At 57.4% G+C, this 18,310-nt stretch carries 18 protein-coding genes; 6 read left to right on the top strand and 12 right to left on the bottom strand.

Going from position 1 to position 18,310, the window contains the following annotated elements; genetic code table 11:
* Window positions 1-7: 7 nt before the first annotated feature.
* The 5 genes from ruvA to aspS form a co-directional block, all read right to left on the bottom strand.
* Window positions 8-622, bottom strand: coding sequence for a Holliday junction branch migration protein RuvA (ruvA, locus tag ACOTW6_RS11275; protein WP_003859751.1), 615 nt, complete (start codon window positions 620-622; stop codon window positions 8-10).
* A gap of 80 nt (window positions 623-702) precedes the next feature.
* Window positions 703-1,224, bottom strand: a complete 522-nt coding sequence (gene ruvC / locus ACOTW6_RS11270; protein WP_014884319.1) for a crossover junction endodeoxyribonuclease RuvC — start codon at window positions 1,222-1,224, stop codon at window positions 703-705.
* A gap of 34 nt (window positions 1,225-1,258) precedes the next feature.
* Window positions 1,259-1,999: a YebC/PmpR family DNA-binding transcriptional regulator gene (locus ACOTW6_RS11265; RefSeq protein WP_003859747.1), complete on the bottom strand. Its 741-nt coding sequence runs from the start codon at window positions 1,997-1,999 to the stop codon at window positions 1,259-1,261.
* A 26-nt stretch (window positions 2,000-2,025) separates the two neighbouring features.
* Window positions 2,026-2,469 carry a dihydroneopterin triphosphate diphosphatase gene (gene nudB, locus ACOTW6_RS11260; protein WP_032653994.1) on the bottom strand — a complete coding sequence of 148 codons (444 nt, stop codon included), beginning with the start codon at window positions 2,467-2,469 and terminating at the stop codon, window positions 2,026-2,028.
* 1 nt (window position 2,470) lies between these two features.
* Window positions 2,471-4,243 carry an aspartate--tRNA ligase gene (aspS, locus tag ACOTW6_RS11255; protein WP_062933465.1) on the bottom strand — a complete coding sequence of 591 codons (1,773 nt, stop codon included), beginning with the start codon at window positions 4,241-4,243 and terminating at the stop codon, window positions 2,471-2,473.
* A gap of 263 nt (window positions 4,244-4,506) precedes the next feature.
* Here aspS and ACOTW6_RS11250 point away from each other — a divergent pair, with 263 nt between their 5' ends.
* From ACOTW6_RS11250 to cmoB, 5 genes are read left to right on the top strand one after another with little or no spacing between them, the layout of a single operon-like run.
* Window positions 4,507-5,073, top strand: coding sequence for a hydrolase (locus tag ACOTW6_RS11250; RefSeq protein WP_017384353.1), 567 nt, complete (start codon window positions 4,507-4,509; stop codon window positions 5,071-5,073).
* A complete protein-coding gene (locus ACOTW6_RS11245; RefSeq protein WP_062933464.1) occupies window positions 5,070-5,888 on the top strand; it encodes a DUF72 domain-containing protein in 819 nt (272 codons plus the stop codon). Before ACOTW6_RS11250 ends, ACOTW6_RS11245 begins: the two co-directional genes overlap by 4 nt.
* A gap of 51 nt (window positions 5,889-5,939) precedes the next feature.
* Entirely contained in the window at window positions 5,940-6,335 is a 396-nt protein-coding gene (locus ACOTW6_RS11240; protein WP_003859737.1) for an MAPEG family protein, read from the top strand.
* A gap of 40 nt (window positions 6,336-6,375) precedes the next feature.
* Window positions 6,376-7,119 (top strand): carboxy-S-adenosyl-L-methionine synthase CmoA, encoded by a 744-nt coding sequence (cmoA, locus tag ACOTW6_RS11235; RefSeq protein WP_003859735.1) that lies wholly within the window; start codon window positions 6,376-6,378, stop codon window positions 7,117-7,119.
* Entirely contained in the window at window positions 7,116-8,087 is a 972-nt protein-coding gene (cmoB, locus tag ACOTW6_RS11230) for a tRNA 5-methoxyuridine(34)/uridine 5-oxyacetic acid(34) synthase CmoB (protein ID WP_213789254.1), read from the top strand. Before cmoA ends, cmoB begins: the two co-directional genes overlap by 4 nt.
* Before the next feature lie 174 nt (window positions 8,088-8,261).
* On the opposite strand, the gene cutC is transcribed toward cmoB, so the two are convergent.
* A complete protein-coding gene (cutC, locus tag ACOTW6_RS11225) occupies window positions 8,262-9,005 on the bottom strand; it encodes a copper homeostasis protein CutC (protein ID WP_062933462.1) in 744 nt (247 codons plus the stop codon).
* 78 nt (window positions 9,006-9,083) lie between these two features.
* A complete protein-coding gene (locus ACOTW6_RS11220) occupies window positions 9,084-9,644 on the bottom strand; it encodes a VOC family protein (protein WP_015570274.1) in 561 nt (186 codons plus the stop codon).
* Window positions 9,645-9,882: 238 nt separating this feature from the next.
* On the opposite strand from ACOTW6_RS11220, the gene argS reads away from it, so the two are divergent.
* Complete coding sequence (argS, locus tag ACOTW6_RS11215; protein ID WP_032648767.1) at window positions 9,883-11,616, top strand: arginine--tRNA ligase; 1,734 nt, start codon at window positions 9,883-9,885, stop codon at window positions 11,614-11,616.
* Window positions 11,617-11,650: 34 nt separating this feature from the next.
* Here argS and ACOTW6_RS11210 read toward each other — a convergent pair whose 3' ends face one another.
* From ACOTW6_RS11210 to flhB, 5 genes are all read right to left on the bottom strand, one after another.
* Window positions 11,651-12,790, bottom strand: a complete 1,140-nt coding sequence (locus tag ACOTW6_RS11210; protein WP_026080697.1) for a glycoside hydrolase family 88/105 protein — start codon at window positions 12,788-12,790, stop codon at window positions 11,651-11,653.
* A gap of 4 nt (window positions 12,791-12,794) precedes the next feature.
* Complete coding sequence (locus ACOTW6_RS11205; protein ID WP_003859727.1) at window positions 12,795-14,378, bottom strand: MFS transporter; 1,584 nt, start codon at window positions 14,376-14,378, stop codon at window positions 12,795-12,797.
* Window positions 14,379-14,639: 261 nt separating this feature from the next.
* Complete coding sequence (flhE, locus tag ACOTW6_RS11200; RefSeq protein WP_062933461.1) at window positions 14,640-15,032, bottom strand: flagellar protein FlhE; 393 nt, start codon at window positions 15,030-15,032, stop codon at window positions 14,640-14,642.
* The gene (flhA, locus tag ACOTW6_RS11195; protein WP_003859723.1) at window positions 15,032-17,110 is read right to left on the bottom strand and encodes a flagellar biosynthesis protein FlhA; all 2,079 of its coding nucleotides are present in this window, start codon (window positions 17,108-17,110) and stop codon (window positions 15,032-15,034) included. Before flhA ends, flhE begins: the two co-directional genes overlap by 1 nt.
* On the bottom strand, window positions 17,103-18,251 hold the full coding sequence (gene flhB / locus ACOTW6_RS11190; protein WP_062933460.1) for a flagellar biosynthesis protein FlhB: 1,149 nt from the start codon (window positions 18,249-18,251) through the stop codon (window positions 17,103-17,105). Before flhB ends, flhA begins: the two co-directional genes overlap by 8 nt.
* Between the last annotated feature and the right edge of the window lie 59 nt (window positions 18,252-18,310).

Here is an 18,310-nt window from a genome sequence, read left to right as displayed (position 1 = left end):
CTTTACCTCACAATGCAGCGCGCAGCGCTTCACGAATCAGAGTTTCACTGCTGGCATCCGGTTTAGCAATTTTGCTCACCATCCGGCTGGCCTCCTGAGGTTTATAGCCCAGCGCCACCAGCGCGGCAACCGCTTCCTGCTCGGCATCATCATCCGATGCAGGCGCGCCCGGGGAAGTCAGCACCAGATCGGCTGCCGGAGTGAACAGATCGCCATGCAGACCTTTGAAGCGGTCCTTCATCTCGACAATCAAACGCTCGGCGGTTTTCTTCCCGATGCCCGGAAGTTTAATTAACGCAGCCGGATCTTCACGCTCAACGGCATTCACAAACTGTGGCGCTGACATACCGGACAGAATCGCCAGCGCCAGCTTCGGCCCGACGCCGTTGGTTTTGATCAATTCGCGGAACAGGGTGCGTTCCTGTTTGTTATTGAATCCGTACAGCAGCTGAGCGTCTTCACGCACCACAAACTGGGTAAAGACAACCGCCTCTTTGCCCGCCTCCGGCAGCTCGTAGAAGCAGGTCATCGGCATATGGACTTCATAGCCCACGCCACCCACTTCCAGCAGCACTAACGGGGGTTGTTTTTCAATGATGATGCCTCTGAGTCTGCCTATCACGTGACGCTCCTGCGTTCTGGAAGAAATTATCTGCCGACATAATAAAAAAAGGCTGGATAAACATCCAGCCTGATTTATCATTATCGTAACCTGCCTCGCGCCAGATTGAGCCGCGACTCGCTCATTTGCATCGCATTCTGGCTGACGTGACAGTGGGTAATCGCAATGGCCAGCGCATCCGCGGCGTCGGCCTGCGGGTTCGCAGGGAGCTTCAGCAGGGTACGCACCATGTGCTGTACCTGGCTTTTCTCCGCGCTACCAATGCCCACCACCGTCTGCTTAACCTGACGGGCCGCGTACTCAAACACCGGCAGATCCTGGTTCACGGCGGCAACAATCGCCACGCCGCGCGCCTGACCGAGCTTTAACGCCGAGTCAGCGTTTTTCGCCATAAAGACCTGCTCGATGGCGAAAAAGTCCGGCTGAAACTGGGTGATGATCTCCGACACGCCCGCATAGATGAGCTTCAGGCGCGACGGCAGATCGTCCACTTTGGTGCGAATACAGCCGCTGCCGAGGTAGGTTAGCTGGCGTCCCACCTGACGGATAACGCCATAGCCGGTGACGCGTGAGCCGGGGTCAATCCCGAGAATAATCGACATCACGCGTCTCCCGTAAACGGTTTACAGGCTCTCATCAGAGAGTCGCTGCAACCTCATCAGAGATTTCACCGTTGTGATAAACTTCCTGCACGTCGTCGCAGTCTTCGAGCATGTCGATCAGACGCAGCAGTTTCGGTGCGGTTTCCGCGTCCATGTCCGCTTTGGTAGACGGGATCATGGAGACTTCAGCGTTATCCGCCTTCAGGCCAGCCGCTTCCAGCGCATCGCGCACGGCACCCATCTCTTCCCATGCGGTGTAAACATCAATAGCGCCGTCGTCGTAGGTCACTACGTCTTCCGCACCGGCTTCCAGCGCCGCTTCCATGATCGCATCTTCGTCGCCTTTCTCGAAGGAGATGACGCCTTTTTTGCTGAACAGGTACGCTACAGAACCGTCAGTGCCCAGGTTGCCGCCAGTTTTGGTGAACGCGTGGCGCACTTCCGCAACGGTACGGTTACGGTTATCGGACAGGCACTCAACCATTACCGCCGTACCGCCAGGACCGTAACCTTCATAAATGATGGTTTCCATGTTCGCGTCTTCATCACCGCCCACGCCACGTGCGATGGCACGGTTCAGGGTGTCACGCGTCATGTTGTTGGACAGGGCTTTATCCACCGCTGCGCGCAGACGTGGGTTAGAGGCCGGATCGCCGCCGCCCAGACGCGCCGCTGTCACCAGCTCACGAATGATTTTGGTAAAGATTTTACCGCGTTTGGCATCCTGTGCCGCTTTGCGGTGTTTGGTGTTGGCCCACTTACTATGACCTGCCATAAAAGTTCTCCAAAAATCGCGCCTTCTCAGGCAGCGTTAATTACAAATTCTTCAATCGCCTGCCGGTTGCTCCACGACTTGGTCAGTGCGGCGGCATCCGCCGCATCCACCCAGCGGTAGGTCAGGTGTTCCGTGAACACGATCTCCCGCTCATGGGGAAGCGCAAGGCAGAACCACGATTCCGTATTGCGCTCAATTCCCGGTGCATAGCGATGACGTAAATGGCTAAAAATTTCAAACTCCACCGTGCGCTGACAGTCCTTCAGGGTCAGTTGCTCGCGAGCAACATCAATGGCGACCTCTTCCTTTACTTCACGCGCGGCGGCCTGCGGCGCGGTCTCCCCCTCTTCCAGGCTGCCGGTAACCGACTGCCAGAAATCCGGATCGTCGCGCCGCTGCAACATCAGCACCCGCTTCGTGTCTTCTGCATAAATGACCACCAGAACCGAAACGGGACGCTTATATGCCATATCAGTTTTTCTCTTCCTTCTTCACCACCTCAATGCCCAGCTCAGCCAGCGCGGCCGGGTTGGCAAAGCTTGGCGCTTCAGTCATCAGACACGCCGCTGCGGTGGTTTTCGGGAAGGCGATCACATCACGGATGTTGTCGGTGCCGGTCAGCAGCATGGTCAGACGGTCAAGACCGAATGCCAGACCCGCGTGCGGAGGGGTACCGTACTTCAGGGCGTCCAGCAGGAAGCCAAACTTCTCGCGCTGCTCCTGCTCGTTAATGCCCAGAATGCCGAACACGGTCTGCTGCATTTCACCGCTGTGAATACGCACGGAGCCGCCGCCCACTTCGTAGCCGTTGATGACCATATCGTAGGCGTTTGCCACCGCGTTTTCCGGCGCCGCTTTCAGCTCTGCCGCCGTCATCTCTTTTGGCGAGGTGAACGGGTGGTGCATCGCGGTCAGGCCGCCTTCACCGTCGTCTTCAAACATCGGGAAGTCGATTACCCACAGCGGCGCCCATTTGCTTTCGTCGGTCAGGTTCAGGTCTTTGCCGAGCTTCAGACGCAGCGCGCCCATCGCATCCGCAACCACTTTCTTGTTGTCTGCGCCGAAGAAGATCATGTCGCCGTCCTGCGCGCCGGTGCGCTCAAGGATCGCTTCCACGATGTCCGCATTCAGGAATTTCGCCACCGGGCTGGTGATGCCTTCCAGACCTTTTGCACGCTCGGTTACTTTAATATAGGCCAGACCTTTCGCGCCGTAGATCTTGATGAAGTTGCCGTAGTCGTCAATCTGCTTACGGCTCAGGGCAGCACCGCCCGGAACGCGCAGGGCAGCCACGCGGCCTTTCGGATCGTTAGCCGGGCCAGCAAAGACCGCGAACTCAACGGCTTTCACCAGGTCTGCCACGTCCACCAGCTCCATCGGGTTACGCAGGTCTGGTTTGTCGGAGCCGTAGCGACGCTCGGCTTCCGCGAAGGTCATGACAGGGAAATCGCCCAGCTCAACGCCTTTCACGTCGTTCCACAGGCTACGCACCAGGGCTTCCATCACCTCACGCACCTGCTCGGCGGTCATGAAGGAGGTTTCCACATCGATCTGGGTAAATTCTGGCTGACGGTCAGCGCGCAGGTCTTCGTCGCGGAAGCATTTCACGATCTGATAGTAGCGATCGAAGCCGGACATCATCAGCAGCTGTTTGAACAGCTGTGGTGACTGCGGCAGCGCGTAGAATTTGCCTTTATGGACGCGGGATGGCACCAGATAGTCGCGCGCGCCTTCCGGCGTGGCTTTGGTCAGCATCGGGGTTTCGATATCGAGGAAACCGTGATCATCCATAAAACGGCGCACCAGGCTGGTGATTTTCGCACGGGTTTTCAGGCGCTGAGCCATTTCCGGACGACGCAGATCCAGGTAGCGGTATTTCAGACGCGCTTCTTCGGTATTGACGTGGTTGGAGTCCAGCGGCAGCGCTTCCGCGCGGTTGATGATCGTCAGATCGGACGCCAGCACTTCGATAGCGCCGGTCGCCATGTCGGCGTTGACGTTTTTCTCGTCACGCGCACGCACGGTGCCCGTCACCTGAATGCAGAACTCATTGCGCAGCTCAGAAGCCAGCTTCAACGCATCAGCGCGATCCGGATCGAAGAACACCTGAACGATACCTTCGCGGTCACGCATATCAATAAAGATAAGGCTACCAAGATCGCGACGACGATTGACCCAACCACACAGGGTGACCTGCTGCCCGACGTGGGACTGACGCAGCTGCCCGCAATATTCTGTACGCATGAGATATCCCTTAATTAGCCGCAGGCTGATTGTCGCCTGTCTCGCAGGCTACGATGTCGCAGCTTTCTGTATGTCACAACTGGATGAAAAAAGGCGGCTATTATACTGGAAATTCTGCCGCACGATAAGAGCGAAGCACGGCCTGACGCGCGTTTGCTGAACTCTTATTGCCTATTCTCACAAAAATTAACAAAATTATCCGACCGATAACAGGCCATCACGTCGTAAGGTGTAGAAAAGCAATTCATTTGACGGGAGTGACGATGTTTACACTAGATGCCACCAAAACCGCCCTTGTGGTCATTGATTTACAGGAAGGCATTCTGCCTTTTGCCGGTGGACCGCACACCGCTGACGATGTGGTCAGCCGCGCTGCGCGCCTGGCAGAAAAATGCCGCGCCAGCGGCTCGCCTGTTGTTATGGTGCGCGTCGGCTGGTCCGCTGATTTCGCCGAAGCGCTAAAACAGCCGGTTGATGCCCAGGCCCCGGCGCAGGCGCTGCCGGACAACTGGTGGACATATCCTGTCTCGCTCGGTAAACGCGACAGCGATATAGAAGTCACCAAACGCCAGTGGGGCGCATTCTACGGCACCGACCTGGAGCTCCAGCTGCGCCGTCGCGGGATCGACACGATTATTCTGTGCGGGATCTCCACCAACATTGGTGTGGAATCCACCGCCCGTAACGCCTGGGAGCTGGGCTTTAACCTGGTGATCGCGGAAGATGCGTGCAGCGCAGCCTCTGCGGATCAGCATCAGGGCAGCATGACCCATATCTTCCCGCGTATCGGTCGCGTGCGCAGCACGGATGAGATCCTCAGCGCGCTATGATGTACGTGGGCCTGCCCCAGTGGTCGCACCCGAAATGGGTGCGCCTGGGTATTACCAGCATTGAAGAGTATGCCCGACACTTTAACTGCGTGGAGGGCAATACCACGCTGTACGCCCTGCCCCGCGCGGAGATCGTCGAACGCTGGCGCGAGCAAACCAGCGACGACTTCCGCTTTTGCTTTAAATTCCCGGCGACCATCTCCCACAACGCCGCGCTGCGCAACTGCGATGATTTAACCCACGAATTTTTCACCCGCATGTCGCCTCTGGCCAACCGTATTGGCCAGTACTGGCTCCAGCTTCCCGCCACGTTTGGCCCGCGCGACCTGCCCGCCCTCTGGCAGTTTCTCGACGCCCTGCCACAGGGCTTCACCTACGGCGTAGAAGTGAGGCATCCGGAATTCTTTGCCAAGGGCGACGCGGAGAAAGCGCTCAATCGCGGCCTGCATGAACGATCGGTCAACCGCGTGATCCTCGACAGCCGCCCTGTGCACAGCGCAATCCCGCACAGCGAAGCGGTTGTTGATGCCCAGCGCAAAAAACCGAAAGTGCCCGTCCACGCGATCGTAACGGCGCAGAACCCGATGGTCCGGTTTATCGGCAGCGATAACATGCAGCAAAATGAGGAGATGTTCGCCGTCTGGCTGCAAACGCTGGCGAAATGGGAGCACACCACCACGCCGTACCTTTTTTTACATACGCCGGATATCGCGCAGGCGCCTGAACTGGTCGATGCTCTCTGGCAGGCCTTGCAGCAGGCGGTTCCGTCGGTTGGCCCCGCGCCGTCCATCCCACAACAATCTTCTCTTTTCTGAAATCACCCCCTATCATAGAGACGTGCCATCTGCCAAAAACAGGGAGTTAGTATGGTCAGCGCGCTGTATGCGGTGTTAGGTGCATTACTGCTGATTAAATTTTCATTTGATGTTGTGCGCCTGAGAATGCAGTACCGCGTCTCGTACGGTGACGGGGGCTTTTCTGAGCTGCAAAGCGCAATCCGGATCCACGGCAACGCGGTCGAGTACATTCCCGTCGCGTTAATTTTACTGCTGTTAATGGAGATGGATGGCGCTGAAACCTGGATGGTGCACGTCTGTGGGCTGCTGCTGATCGCAGGGCGTTTGATGCATTATTATGGTTTTCACCACCGCCTGATCCGCTGGCGTCGTTCCGGCATGAGCGCGACCTGGTGCTCGCTTTTGCTGATGGTGCTGGCTAACCTTTGGTATATGCCGTGGGAGTTGGTTTTCTCCTTCCATTAGCGCACAATATGCCCCTTTATTTTTCCCGGATTTTTACGTTATGTCAGATCGCGACACGCTTTTTTCCGCGCCTATCGCCAGCCTGGGCGACTGGACCTTTGATGAACGGGTAGCCGAAGTCTTCCCGGATATGATCCAGCGCTCTGTTCCCGGTTATTCCAATATTATCTCCATGATCGGCATGCTGGCGGAGCGTTTTGTTCAACCCGGTACGCAGGTCTATGACCTGGGCTGTTCGCTGGGAGCGGCAACGCTGTCCATTCGTCGTAACGTTCATCACGAAGGCTGCAAGATTGTGGCTGTCGATAACTCACCGGCCATGGTCGAACGCTGCCGTCGCCACATTGACGCGTATAAAGCCCCTACGCCTGTGGAGGTGGTAGAAGGCGATATCCGCGATATCGACATCCAGAACGCCTCGATGGTGGTCCTGAACTTTACCCTTCAGTTCCTGGTGCCGGACGATCGTCAGCGGTTGCTGGATAAAATTTATCAGGGCCTGAACCCGGGCGGCGCGCTGGTGTTGTCTGAGAAATTCAGCTTTGAAGACGCCAGCGTGGGCGAACTGCTGTTCAACATGCACCATGATTTCAAGCGTGCGAACGGCTACAGCGAGCTGGAGATCAGCCAGAAGCGCAGCATGCTTGAAAACGTCATGCTGACGGATTCCGTAGAAACCCACAAAGCGCGCCTGCGTAAAGCCGGATTTGAACACAGCGAACTGTGGTTCCAGTGCTTTAACTTTGGTTCTCTGGTGGCGCTGAAAGCCGGAGACGCAGCATGATCGAGTTCGGTAATTTCTATCAACTGATTGCCAAAAACCACCTTTCCCACTGGCTGGAAACCCTGCCTGCGCAAATTGCCACCTGGCAGCGCGATCAGCAGCATGGTCTGTTGAAGCAGTGGTCCAACGCCGTGGAGTTTCTGCCTGAACTGACGCCTCATCGTCTGGATTTACTGCACAGCGTGACGGCAGAGAGCGAAGAGCCGCTCCCGGCCGGGCAGCTCAACCGCATCGAAACGCTGATGCGTAACCTGATGCCGTGGCGCAAAGGGCCGTTCTCGCTGTACGGCGTAAACATCAACACCGAGTGGCGCTCTGACTGGAAGTGGGATCGCGTTCTGCCGCATTTATCCGACCTGACCGGGCGCACTATTCTGGACGTGGGCTGCGGTAGCGGCTATCACATGTGGCGCATGATCGGCGCAGACGCGCATCTGGTCGTCGGTATCGATCCGATGCAGCTGTTCCTGTGCCAGTTTGAAGCGGTGCGTAAGCTGCTGGGTAACGACCAGCGCGCGCACCTGCTGCCGCTGGGTATCGAGCAACTCCCTGCCCTGAAAGCGTTTGATACCGTTTTCTCAATGGGCGTGCTGTACCACCGTCGTTCCCCGCTGGAGCATCTCTGGCAGTTGAAAGATCAGCTGGTCAGCGGCGGCGAACTGGTGCTGGAAACGCTGGTCATCGAAGGCGATGAACATGCCGTTCTGGTGCCGGGCGATCGCTATGCGCAGATGCGCAACGTTTACTTCATCCCTTCCGCGCTGGCGCTGAAGAACTGGCTGGAGAAATGTGGGTTTGTCGATGTACGCATCGCCGATGTGTGCGTGACGTCAGTTGAGGAACAGCGCCGCACCGACTGGATGATCACCGAATCGCTGGAGCAATTCCTCGACCCGGACGATCACAGTAAAACCATCGAAGGCTATCCGGCCCCGATGCGTGCGGTATTGATTGCGACCAAGCCGTAGCCTTTAGCCGGGTGGCGGCTGCGCCTTACCCGGCCTACGCGTGATTTCGTAGGCCCGGTAAGCGCAGCGCCACCGGGCAAAAAAGAAAAAAAGGCCCCTGTGTAATTTGCAGGGGCCTGGTACAAGCAAGCATCATATTGGGCGACATGATGCGCGGTAAAAATCGGTACGTTGCTACACGTGATGACGTTCAATCAACGATTTCATTACCGCAACCGACTCTCCATCCACACCGTAGCGCGAGTACTCATCCGCTTCAGCATCCGTCGACATTGACAACCCTGTATTGCGATAACGCATGGGTGAAGGTATCCATTTACCCGCCGAGCTGTGCAGCTCTTCCACCCCTGCGTTTAAAAACAGTTCCAGATTGCTGGCGCGTACTCCTGCGCCCGCCATGATTATTGGAACACCGGAATGTGCTTTTAGTTCCGTAATTAATTTCAGTCCTTTTTCAGCCGAGGACTGCTGGCCCGACGTCAGAACGCGCGCCACGCCCAGTTCTGCCAGCGTATCAAAGGCTTGTATCGGATCCTTACACATATCGAACGCACGATGAAAAGTGACCGCCATCCCCCGGGCGGCGCGCATGACCTGACGCATACGCGGAAGATCGATGTTGCCGTCTTCGTCCAGCACACCGATCACCAGCCCCGGAAAACCGGAATCACGGACGAGGGCGATATCCTCAAGCATGGCACTGAACTCACCCGCCGTATAACAAAAATCACCGCCGCGCGGGCGAATAATCGGGTGCACCGGAATAGTGATGGCCTGACGGGCTGATTTCAGCACGCCAAAGGACGGGGTTAATCCTCCTTCTTTCGGTGCCGCGCAAAGCTCAATGCGATCGGCCCCCTGCCGTTGCGCAGTGACGGCACACTCCACGCTGTAACAACAAATTTCCAGCAGCGCCATGTCATCCTCCTTAAATTTCACTCAACGTACCATCGTGGCACGTTACCCGATTGGTGTCTGGATCGACGCTCACAATGCTTACGCTTCGCTGGCGACGATCTGCTCGATAGTCCAGGGATGGAATTTCACCGTCACGTTGCCGTCCGTTACGGCAAGCGTAGGGTTCGGTAAGCGTTCGCGCTCCCCTTTTGGCGAGCTGGTTTTGACGAAAATACCCGGCTGGCTTAACCCCTCGTCGGAAAGCAGCGCCAGCGCACGGGCGTTCAGCGTCTCGGGCTCCCCAGGCAGAACAATTTCGATATGCTCCCAGCCTTCGTGCGGATAACGCTTCTCTCCTGGCCAGGGCAGTTCCACAACGGTGAATTGCCAGTGCGCCACCGTTACCGGCGCGTGAAGTTTGAACAGGCAGATCGGGCGACCGTTAATGATATTCTCCGACAGCAGTTCTCCGCACTGCTCAAAGCCACGCCGCCAACGTTCGGCGGTGGCATTCTGGTGGCAGCGCAAAGAGATGTGATCGGCCTCAAGCGGCGCGATATCCAGCCCGAGACGGGTGGCAAGTTCTGTGAACGCCTGAGTGAAGCGCGGTAAATCTGCGGAAATATCATGCAGTTCGTCAATGGTGTGCCAGTTCGCCATAGGTCAGTCTCGTTTCGTGTCGCAAAGCCGCTAATTTACTCTGTTGCCCTCTGTCGACCAACCGCAGAATCACGGTTTTTTCGACTGCATGATTATGCATACCGTCTTCGCCTGGATTCTGAGCGATCTTCGCCCCCCGCAGGGCTGACGCCCGCAGGCATTTGCAGTATACTCCCGCCCTAAATTCTTAAACTGGCGTGGGTGTTTTTTACCCGCATCAAAAACGTAAGGTATCCAGGTGAATATTCAGGCTCTTCTCTCAGAAAAAGTCAGTCAGGCACTGATTGCCGCAGGTGCGCCTGCGGATTGCGAACCACAGGTTCGTCAGTCAGCGAAAGTACAGTTTGGCGACTATCAGGCTAATGGCGTGATGGCAGTGGCTAAAAAACTGGGCATGCCGCCGCGACAGCTCGCTGAGCAGGTACTGACGCATCTGGATCTTACCGGCATCGCCAGCAAAACCGAAATCGCCGGTCCGGGCTTTATCAACATTTTCCTTGAGCCTGCGTTCCTGGCAAGCCACGTTGACGCGGCGCTGAAGTCTGACCGTCTGGGCGTGGCTCAGCCAGAAGCGCAGACCGTGGTGGTTGACTACTCCGCGCCAAACGTGGCGAAAGAGATGCACGTCGGTCACCTGCGCTCCACCATCATCGGTGACGCGGCGGTACGTACCCTGGAGTTCCTTGGTCACAAGGTGATCCGCGCTAACCACGTAGGCGACTGGGGCACGCAGTTCGGCATGCTGATCGCGTATCTGGAAAAGCAGCAGCAGGAAAACGCAGGCGAAATGGCGCTGGCAGACCTGGAAGGTTTCTACCGTGAAGCCAAAAAGCACTATGACGAAGATGAAGCCTTCGCCGAGCGCGCGCGCAGCTACGTGGTAAAACTTCAAGGTGGCGACCCGTACTTCCTCGAGATGTGGCGCAAGCTGGTGGACATTACCATGTCCCAGAACCAGCTTACCTATAACCGTCTGAACGTGACCCTGACCCGTGACGACGTGATGGGTGAAAGCCTGTATAACCCGATGCTGCCAGGCATTGTGGCGGACCTGAAAGCTAAACATCTGGCGGTGGAAAGCGAAGGCGCAACGGTGGTGTTCCTTGATGAGTATAAAAACAAGGAAGGCGAACCGATGGGCGTGATCGTCCAGAAAAAAGATGGCGGCTATCTGTACACCACCACCGACATCGCCTGTGCGAAATACCGTTACGAAACCCTGCATGCGGACCGCGTGCTGTACTACATCGACTCCCGCCAGCACCAGCACCTGATGCAGGCGTGGACTATCGTGCGTAAAGCAGGTTATGTGCCGGATTCCGTGCCGCTGGAACACCACATGTTCGGCATGATGCTGGGTAAAGACGGTAAGCCGTTCAAAACCCGTGCGGGCGGCACCGTGAAGCTTTCCGATCTGCTGGATGAAGCGCTGGAGCGCGCCCGTCGCCTGGTGGCCGAGAAGAACCCGGATATGCCTGCTGACGAGCTGGAAAAACTGGCTAACGCGGTGGGGATCGGCGCGGTGAAATACGCGGATCTCTCCAAGAACCGAACCACCGACTATATCTTCGACTGGGACAACATGCTGGCGTTCGAAGGCAACACCGCGCCATACATGCAGTACGCTTATACCCGCGTACTCTCCGTCTTCCGTAAAGCCAATATCGACGAAAGCGTGCTGGCGAACGCCACGGTGTCTATTACCGAAGATCGTGAAGCACAGCTGGCTGCCCGCCTGCTTCAGTTCGAAGAGACGCTCTCCGTGGTCGCGCGTGACGGTACGCCGCACGTTATGTGTGCATACCTGTACGATCTGGCCGGTCTGTTCTCTGGCTTCTACGAACACTGCCCTATCCTCTCTGCCGAGAGCGAAGCGGTGCGCCACAGCCGCCTGAAGCTGGCGCAGCTGACGGCGAAGACCCTGAAGCTGGGTCTGGATACCCTGGGTATCGAAACCGTAGAACGTATGTAAAAAAGAAACCCGGCGAGCGCCGGGTTTTTTATTATCAGAAATATTTCCGCAAATATTCCGTCAGACACAGAATCGCCATGGCCTGTCCATACGGCATTGAGGTCAGCGGTATCTGGCGGTAAAACGCCAGATCGCTGCCCATCCCCGTCCCGAAGGACGTTTGCAGCAGCTCCCCTTCCGGCGAGATGTTTTGCACGATACCGCGAATCGCTTTCTCCGCCACCTCTGCGTACTCTGCGCCGACATAACGCTTGCGCACGGCTTTCAGAATGCCGTAGGCAAACCCTGCCGTGGCCGACGCCTCCAGATAAGAATCAGGATCGTCCAGCAGCGTATGCCACAATCCACTCTCGTCCTGACATTTTGCCAGCGCGGCGATCTGCGCGTTCAGTACCTGCACCAGATAGCGGCGTACGGCGTTGTTTTCCGGCAGATCCACCAGCTCGAGGAAATCCGGGATCACGATGGTCAGCCAGCTGTTGCCGCGCGCCCAGCGGGCCCGGGCAAAATTGTGATTGCCGTCGTAATTCCAGCCGTGGAACCACAGCCCCGTCTCCCGATCCATCAGGTTCTGTACGTGGAGCAGGAACTGATAGATCGCCTCCTCGACGTACTCCGGCTTGTTCAGCAGCTTGCCGATTTTCGCCAGCGGCAGCACCGTCATCATCAGCGTGTCATCCCACATCTGCTGATGGTTCTCTTCCGCCAGGGTGATGTGCTGCATGCCGCCATGTTCGGTGCGCGGCATCTCATTCATCGCCCATTCCGCCCAGCTTTCCAGCCACGGCAGCCAGGCCGGGTTTTTGGTCTCTTCGTAGCGATACGCCAGCGTCAGGAACGGCGACATGGTATTCACGTTTTTGGTGGTTGCGCCTTCAGCGAAACGGTCAGCAAACCAGCTGTCGATAATCTCGCGCATGCCTTCGTCACCGGTCTGGCAGTAATACTGCCAGATACCGTATAAACCGACGCCGTGGGTCCATTCCCATCCGGCCCAGCCTTTGGTGTCGATCACGCGCCCGTCGTCCAGCCGCAGCAAAAACTCACCCGTTTTGTCGTGGATATTGACCAGGTTATGCGTCACCTTTTGAATCAGCGATTTCAGCTCATCCCTGGCGATAAAGCGCTCAGGCTGACGCAGTAACGGGCTATGTTTGACAGGCCAAACTTTCATCATCTTAACCTCTGTTGTATGTCGAATTCAGTACCGCGCGATCCTTCAGCGAAGGGGCCGCCGGCTTATTGCGATTCAGATAACCGATATTGTTGTTGCCCCACAGGGATTCATACGGCATCCCGGCCAGCATCTCCACGGTGGCGCGGGCCTGCGGGGTCACCGCCTCTGGCATCGCATGGCCGGACTCGCGCATTTTCGCGGTCTCTTCACGCAGGGTGCTGTGGGTCTGCAAATTGAGTTTGAAGCGCAGGGAGACAAGGAAGCCGCAGAACAGCACCAGAATAGTGCCAACGCTCAGGATCATCAGAATGGTGTGGCTCACTTCCGCAGGCTGCACTTTTTGCCCGCTGACAAAGCCCGACATCTGCATCACGATCCCCACCAGCATCACCGCACCGGCCTGAGACGCTTTACGGGTCAGCGTCATGATGCCCGCGAAGATCCCTTCGCGACGCTGACCGGTGATCACTTCGTCCACGTCAGCAATATAGGTATAGGTATTCCACGGTACGTAGTTGATCCCCCCGCGGCCAAGACCGGCAACCGCAGAGATCAGCAGCAGCAGAGCGTAAACGTCGCTCAGGCCCGCGTAATAAAGCACCGCGTAAGAGAGCGAAGCCAGACCAAACAGCACGACCACCATGCGGTAAGACGGCGCAGGTCCGAAGCGAATGCACAGCGGGATCATGCCGATCACGGCGAGGAACTGGAAGATGGCCATCGTGCCCAGCAGGTTGGACGCCATTGACGCCTCCTGCATCAGCACAAATACCACGTAATAGGTGAACACCGCATTAAAGACGTCCTGGGCGATGTAGCCGCCAAGGTACATCCCCAGATGCTGGCGGAAAATCTTGATACGCAGCGTCGAACTTAATTCGACAAAAAGACGGTTCAGGCTCTGGCCCAGGGTCAGCTTTTTCTTCTCTTCCTCGGCACGCAGGGCCGCTTCAGACCACTCTTCCCGCGGACGCTCCCAGGTGAAGAACCAGACGAAAGTAAGCATCAGCGCGCAGAGTACGGAGAAGACCAGGCTTGCATAGAAGAAGGAGATCGCGTTGTCTTTGCCGAAATGCGTGAGCAGGATCCCCGGCAGGAAGGAGGCCAGAATGGCGGACATCTGCGCCATAGAGATACGCGCCCCGGAGAATTTGGTTTTCTGTTTGAAATCGTCCGTCATCTCCGGCACCAGCGTTTCGTACGGCACCAGGATCATGGTGTAGACGATATCAAAGATCAGATAGGTCAGCAGGTAGTACCAGAAACTCATGTCCCCTACCCACATCAGCGAGTAGCTGAAAACGCAGGGAATACCGAGCAGGATAAAGAACTTACGACGGCCAAAACGCTTGCCCAGCCAGGTGGTGCCAAAGTTATCGGTTAAAAAGCCCATTAACGGGCTGACAACCGCATCCAGCACCCTTGCGGCGGCGAAGATAAAGGTTGCTTCAATCGGTGTGAGTCCACAGAAGGTGGTATAAAAATACAAAAGCCAGGCGGCCGTCAGGGCGGTGGTTCCCGCCCCGAGGAAGTCCCCTGACCCGTAAGCAAGATAATTTGCGAGTCCAATTTTACGTGTTTTCATTGCCGTCAACCCTAATCAGTTTTGGGAGACTCCCTGAAAGCAAACCTCGTCCGGGAGTTTTTACACGGCTACAGTAAAAGTATCGACCTGTTGATACCTTTCTGTTTCTGCCATCACAAAGGGGTGAATGGCAAAAATGCAAAGAGTGTCAATACGCGTGTCACTGATTTATAAAACAGCGTTTCTTTTGTATCAAAAGGGAAGGTCATTTTTGCGAGCCAGCCTTCAGAAATGCCTGAAGACTGGCGAAAAGGCGGGCAGTTAGCGGTAGTTGACGAGCACCTCGTTGCGCTGAACTTTCAGCGCCGGGATCAGACGTCCACCGCCTGGCACTTCCCAGATAAAGCGTAAAGGCTCCTGAGCAGACACCCCGTTGAAGGCCTGGGTGGTGCCACTTTGTCCCTCGATTTCCGCGCAGCGGGTCAGCGAGCACAGCCGCACCCGCAACCCGGCCGGTGAAGGTCCCGTCAGGGTGTAATTCCAGGCCACCAGCGTCATCTGCCCGGACACGGGCTCAGCGGCGGACAGCGGACGGGAGGAGATCGACTCCCCCCGATGGTTGAGCGTTAAGCCGATACTGCTGGCCTGCCATGCCCCCTCGCCTGCGGCCTGCGCCGCCAGCGGGAAAAGTAAGATCCACAGCCACTTACGCATTATTTCCCTCCTATGGTCGCCGTCATGCGAATATTGCGGTTATCGGACAGCTCCATATTCGACAGCACCACCAGCTGGTTCAGGCTCCGGCGCAGGAAGCGCGACAGCAGCGGACGCAGCGCGTGATTCACCAGCAGCACCGGCGGCGCGCCCAGCATCTCCTGACGCGCCAGCGCCTCCTGGGTTTGCGCCAGTAATCTGTCCGCCAGACCCGGCTCCAGCCCGCCACCGCCCTGCAACGCCTGAAGCAGCAGACGTTCCAGCGGCGTATCCAGGCCAATAACCTGCACTTCGCCGGTTCCCGGGAACCATTGCTGGGTAATGGCGCGTCCGAGCGCCACGCGCACCACCGCCGTCAGTTCGTGCGGATCGCTTTGCAGCGGCGCATGTTCGGCCAGCGTCTCAAGGATGGTACGCATATCGCGAATGGGCACCTTCTCATCGAGCAGATTTTGCAGCACTTTGTGCAGGGTGGTTAAGGTCAGTACGCCCGGCACCAAATCTTCGGTCAGCTTCGGCATCTCCTGCGTTACGCGGTCGAGCAGTTGCTGCGCCTCCTGACGACCAAACAGTTCCGCAGAGAACTGGCCAATCAGATGGTTGAGGTGCGTCGCCACCACGGTACTGGCCTCAACGACCGTGTAACCCTGGATCTGCGCCTGCTCTTTCAGGGCGCTCTCAATCCAGATTGCCGCCAGACCAAAGGCCGGATCGGTCGTCTGCTCACCCGGCAACGTGCCTGCGGCGGTGCCCGGATTAATCGCCAGCCAGCGACCGGGGTACGCATCACCGCTGCCGATTTCCACCCCTTTCATCAGGATGCGGTAGCGCGCGGGCGGGAGATCCATATTGTCCCGGATGTGGACCACCGGCGGCAGGAAGCCCATATCCTGGGCGAATTTTTTACGAATGCTGCGGATACGGCCAAGCAGCTCACCATCCTGCTGGAAATCCACCATCGGGATCAGGCGGTACCCCACTTCCATCCCCAGCGAATCTTCGAGCTGTACGTCGTTCCAGGTGGCCTCCACCGCCTGGGTGTTCTCAGGCATTTTGACCGGCGCTGGCTCTGCTTTAGGCTGCGTTTCACGGCCACGCATCCACCAGGCAAGCCCCAGCAGCGCGGCGGTGAACAGCAGGAATACCAGGTTTGGCATGCCAGGCACCATACCGAGCAGGCCCAGCACCGCCGCAGAGAGCAGCATAACGCGCGGGTTGCTGAACAACTGCCCCACCATCTGCTCGCCCACGTCCTGATCGGTGCTGACGCGGGTCACAATCACGCCCGCCGCGGTGGAGATCACCAGCGCCGGGATCTGCGCCACCAGACCGTCACCAATGGTCAGCAGCGTATAGCTTTCCGCCGCGTGGCCCATGTCCATGCCGTGTTGCAGCACGCCGACGAGCAGGCCGCCGACGACGTTAATCACCATGATCAGAATGCCCGCGATGGCGTCACCGCGCACAAACTTACTCGCACCGTCCATAGAGCCGTAGAAATCTGCCTCCTGGGTCACTTCGGCACGGCGTTTTTTCGCTTCATCTTCCGCGATCAGCCCGGCATTCAGGTCGGCGTCGATGGCCATCTGCTTACCCGGCATCCCGTCGAGCACGAAGCGCGCGCCCACTTCTGCGATACGCCCCGCCCCTTTAGTGATAACCATGAAGTTGATAATCACCAGAATGACGAACACCACGATACCGATGGCGAAGTTGCCGCCCACCAGGAAGTGACCGAAGGCTTCGACCACCTTGCCCGCCGCCGCCGCGCCGGTGTGCCCTTCCATCAGGATGATACGCGTGGAGGCAACGTTCAGCGCCAGGCGCAGCAGCGTGGTGAACAGCAGGATCGTTGGAAACGCGGCGAACTCCAGCGTGCGCTGGGTGAACATCGCCACCAGCAACACCATGATGGACAACGCAATGTTGAAGGTGAAAAGCAGGTCGAGGATAAATGCCGGTAACGGCAGCACCATCATCGACAGAATTAGCAGGATCAGAATCGGTCCGGCAAGGATCTGCCATTGCGTCGATTTCAGGTTGCCGGGCAGGCGCAACATTGCCACCAGATTAGCCATCAGTGTCCTTCTCGTTCAAAAAATCCAGTGCTTCAGGCACCGGAAGGTTCTCAGGTTTTACAGGTCGTTGACCGCCCGCTAAACGCCAGCGTTTAAGTTGCCACACCCAGGCCAGCACCTCTGCGACAGCGGCGTAGAGCTGGCCCGGGATCTGTTGTCCAATTTCCGCGTGGCGATACAGCGCACGGGCCAGCGGCGGTGCTTCGAGGATCGGCACACGGTTTTCCGTCGCGATTTCACGAATGCGCAGCGCAATCAGCCCGGCCCCTTTCGCCACCACTTTCGGCGCGCTCATTTTGTTTTCGTCGTACTGAAGCGCCACGGAGTAGTGGGTCGGGTTGGTGACGATGATGTCGGCTTTCGGCACATCTTCCATCATGCGCCGACGCGCGGCGGCACGCTGCATCTGGCGGATACGGCCCTTAACGTGCGGGTCGCCTTCCATCTGTTTATATTCATCGCGGATGTCCTGACGCGACATTCGCAGCTTTTTGATATGGGAATAGATCTGGAAGATAACGTCGAACGCCACCATCGGAATAATGCTCAGTACCACCAGCAGCGAGCATAACCCGACCAGGTTCAGGGCATTTTTCATCGCCGTCATCGGGGATTCGCTGATCAGGCGCATCATCTCCGGCCAGTGGTGCCACAGAAAAAACCCGGCGGTACTGCCCATAAGAAGCGATTTCAGGATCGCTTTAATAAGCTCTGCCCCGGTTTGCGCGGAAAACATTTTCGCAATACCGGGTAACGGGTTGAGCTTGGAAAATTTCGGTTGCAGCGATTTTCCGCTGAACACCAGGCCACCGAGCATGACCGGCGAAACAAGGGCCACGATGACTACCCCCGCGATCAGCGGCAGCAAGGCGATCATCGCGCTTTTCACAAGGTTGATGATCTGAATGAGGATCAGGTTGGGGTCATTGACCATGCTGTGATCAAAACGTAAGCCAGCCGAGAGCATTCCCGCCAGTCTGCGGGCGAGCAGCTCCCCGCCCCACCAGATTATGCAGACGCCCACCACCAGGATCAGCAGGGATGTCAGCTCTCGGGATCGGGGGATCTGCCCATCCTCACGGGCTTTTTCAAGTCGGTGGGGTGTGGGGGCTTCTGTTTTGTCGTCGTTCTCTTCTGCCACTGTGCCTGCTCGCAGCCCATTAATTCACGGGTATCATGCCAGCGCAGAGAAAATCCAAT

This window comes from Enterobacter cloacae complex sp. IR5403, from assembly GCF_049238705.1.
GTDB classification, from domain to species: Bacteria; Pseudomonadota; Gammaproteobacteria; order Enterobacterales; family Enterobacteriaceae; genus Enterobacter; species Enterobacter hormaechei_C.
This window is presented reverse-complemented; position numbering and strand designations above follow the sequence as displayed.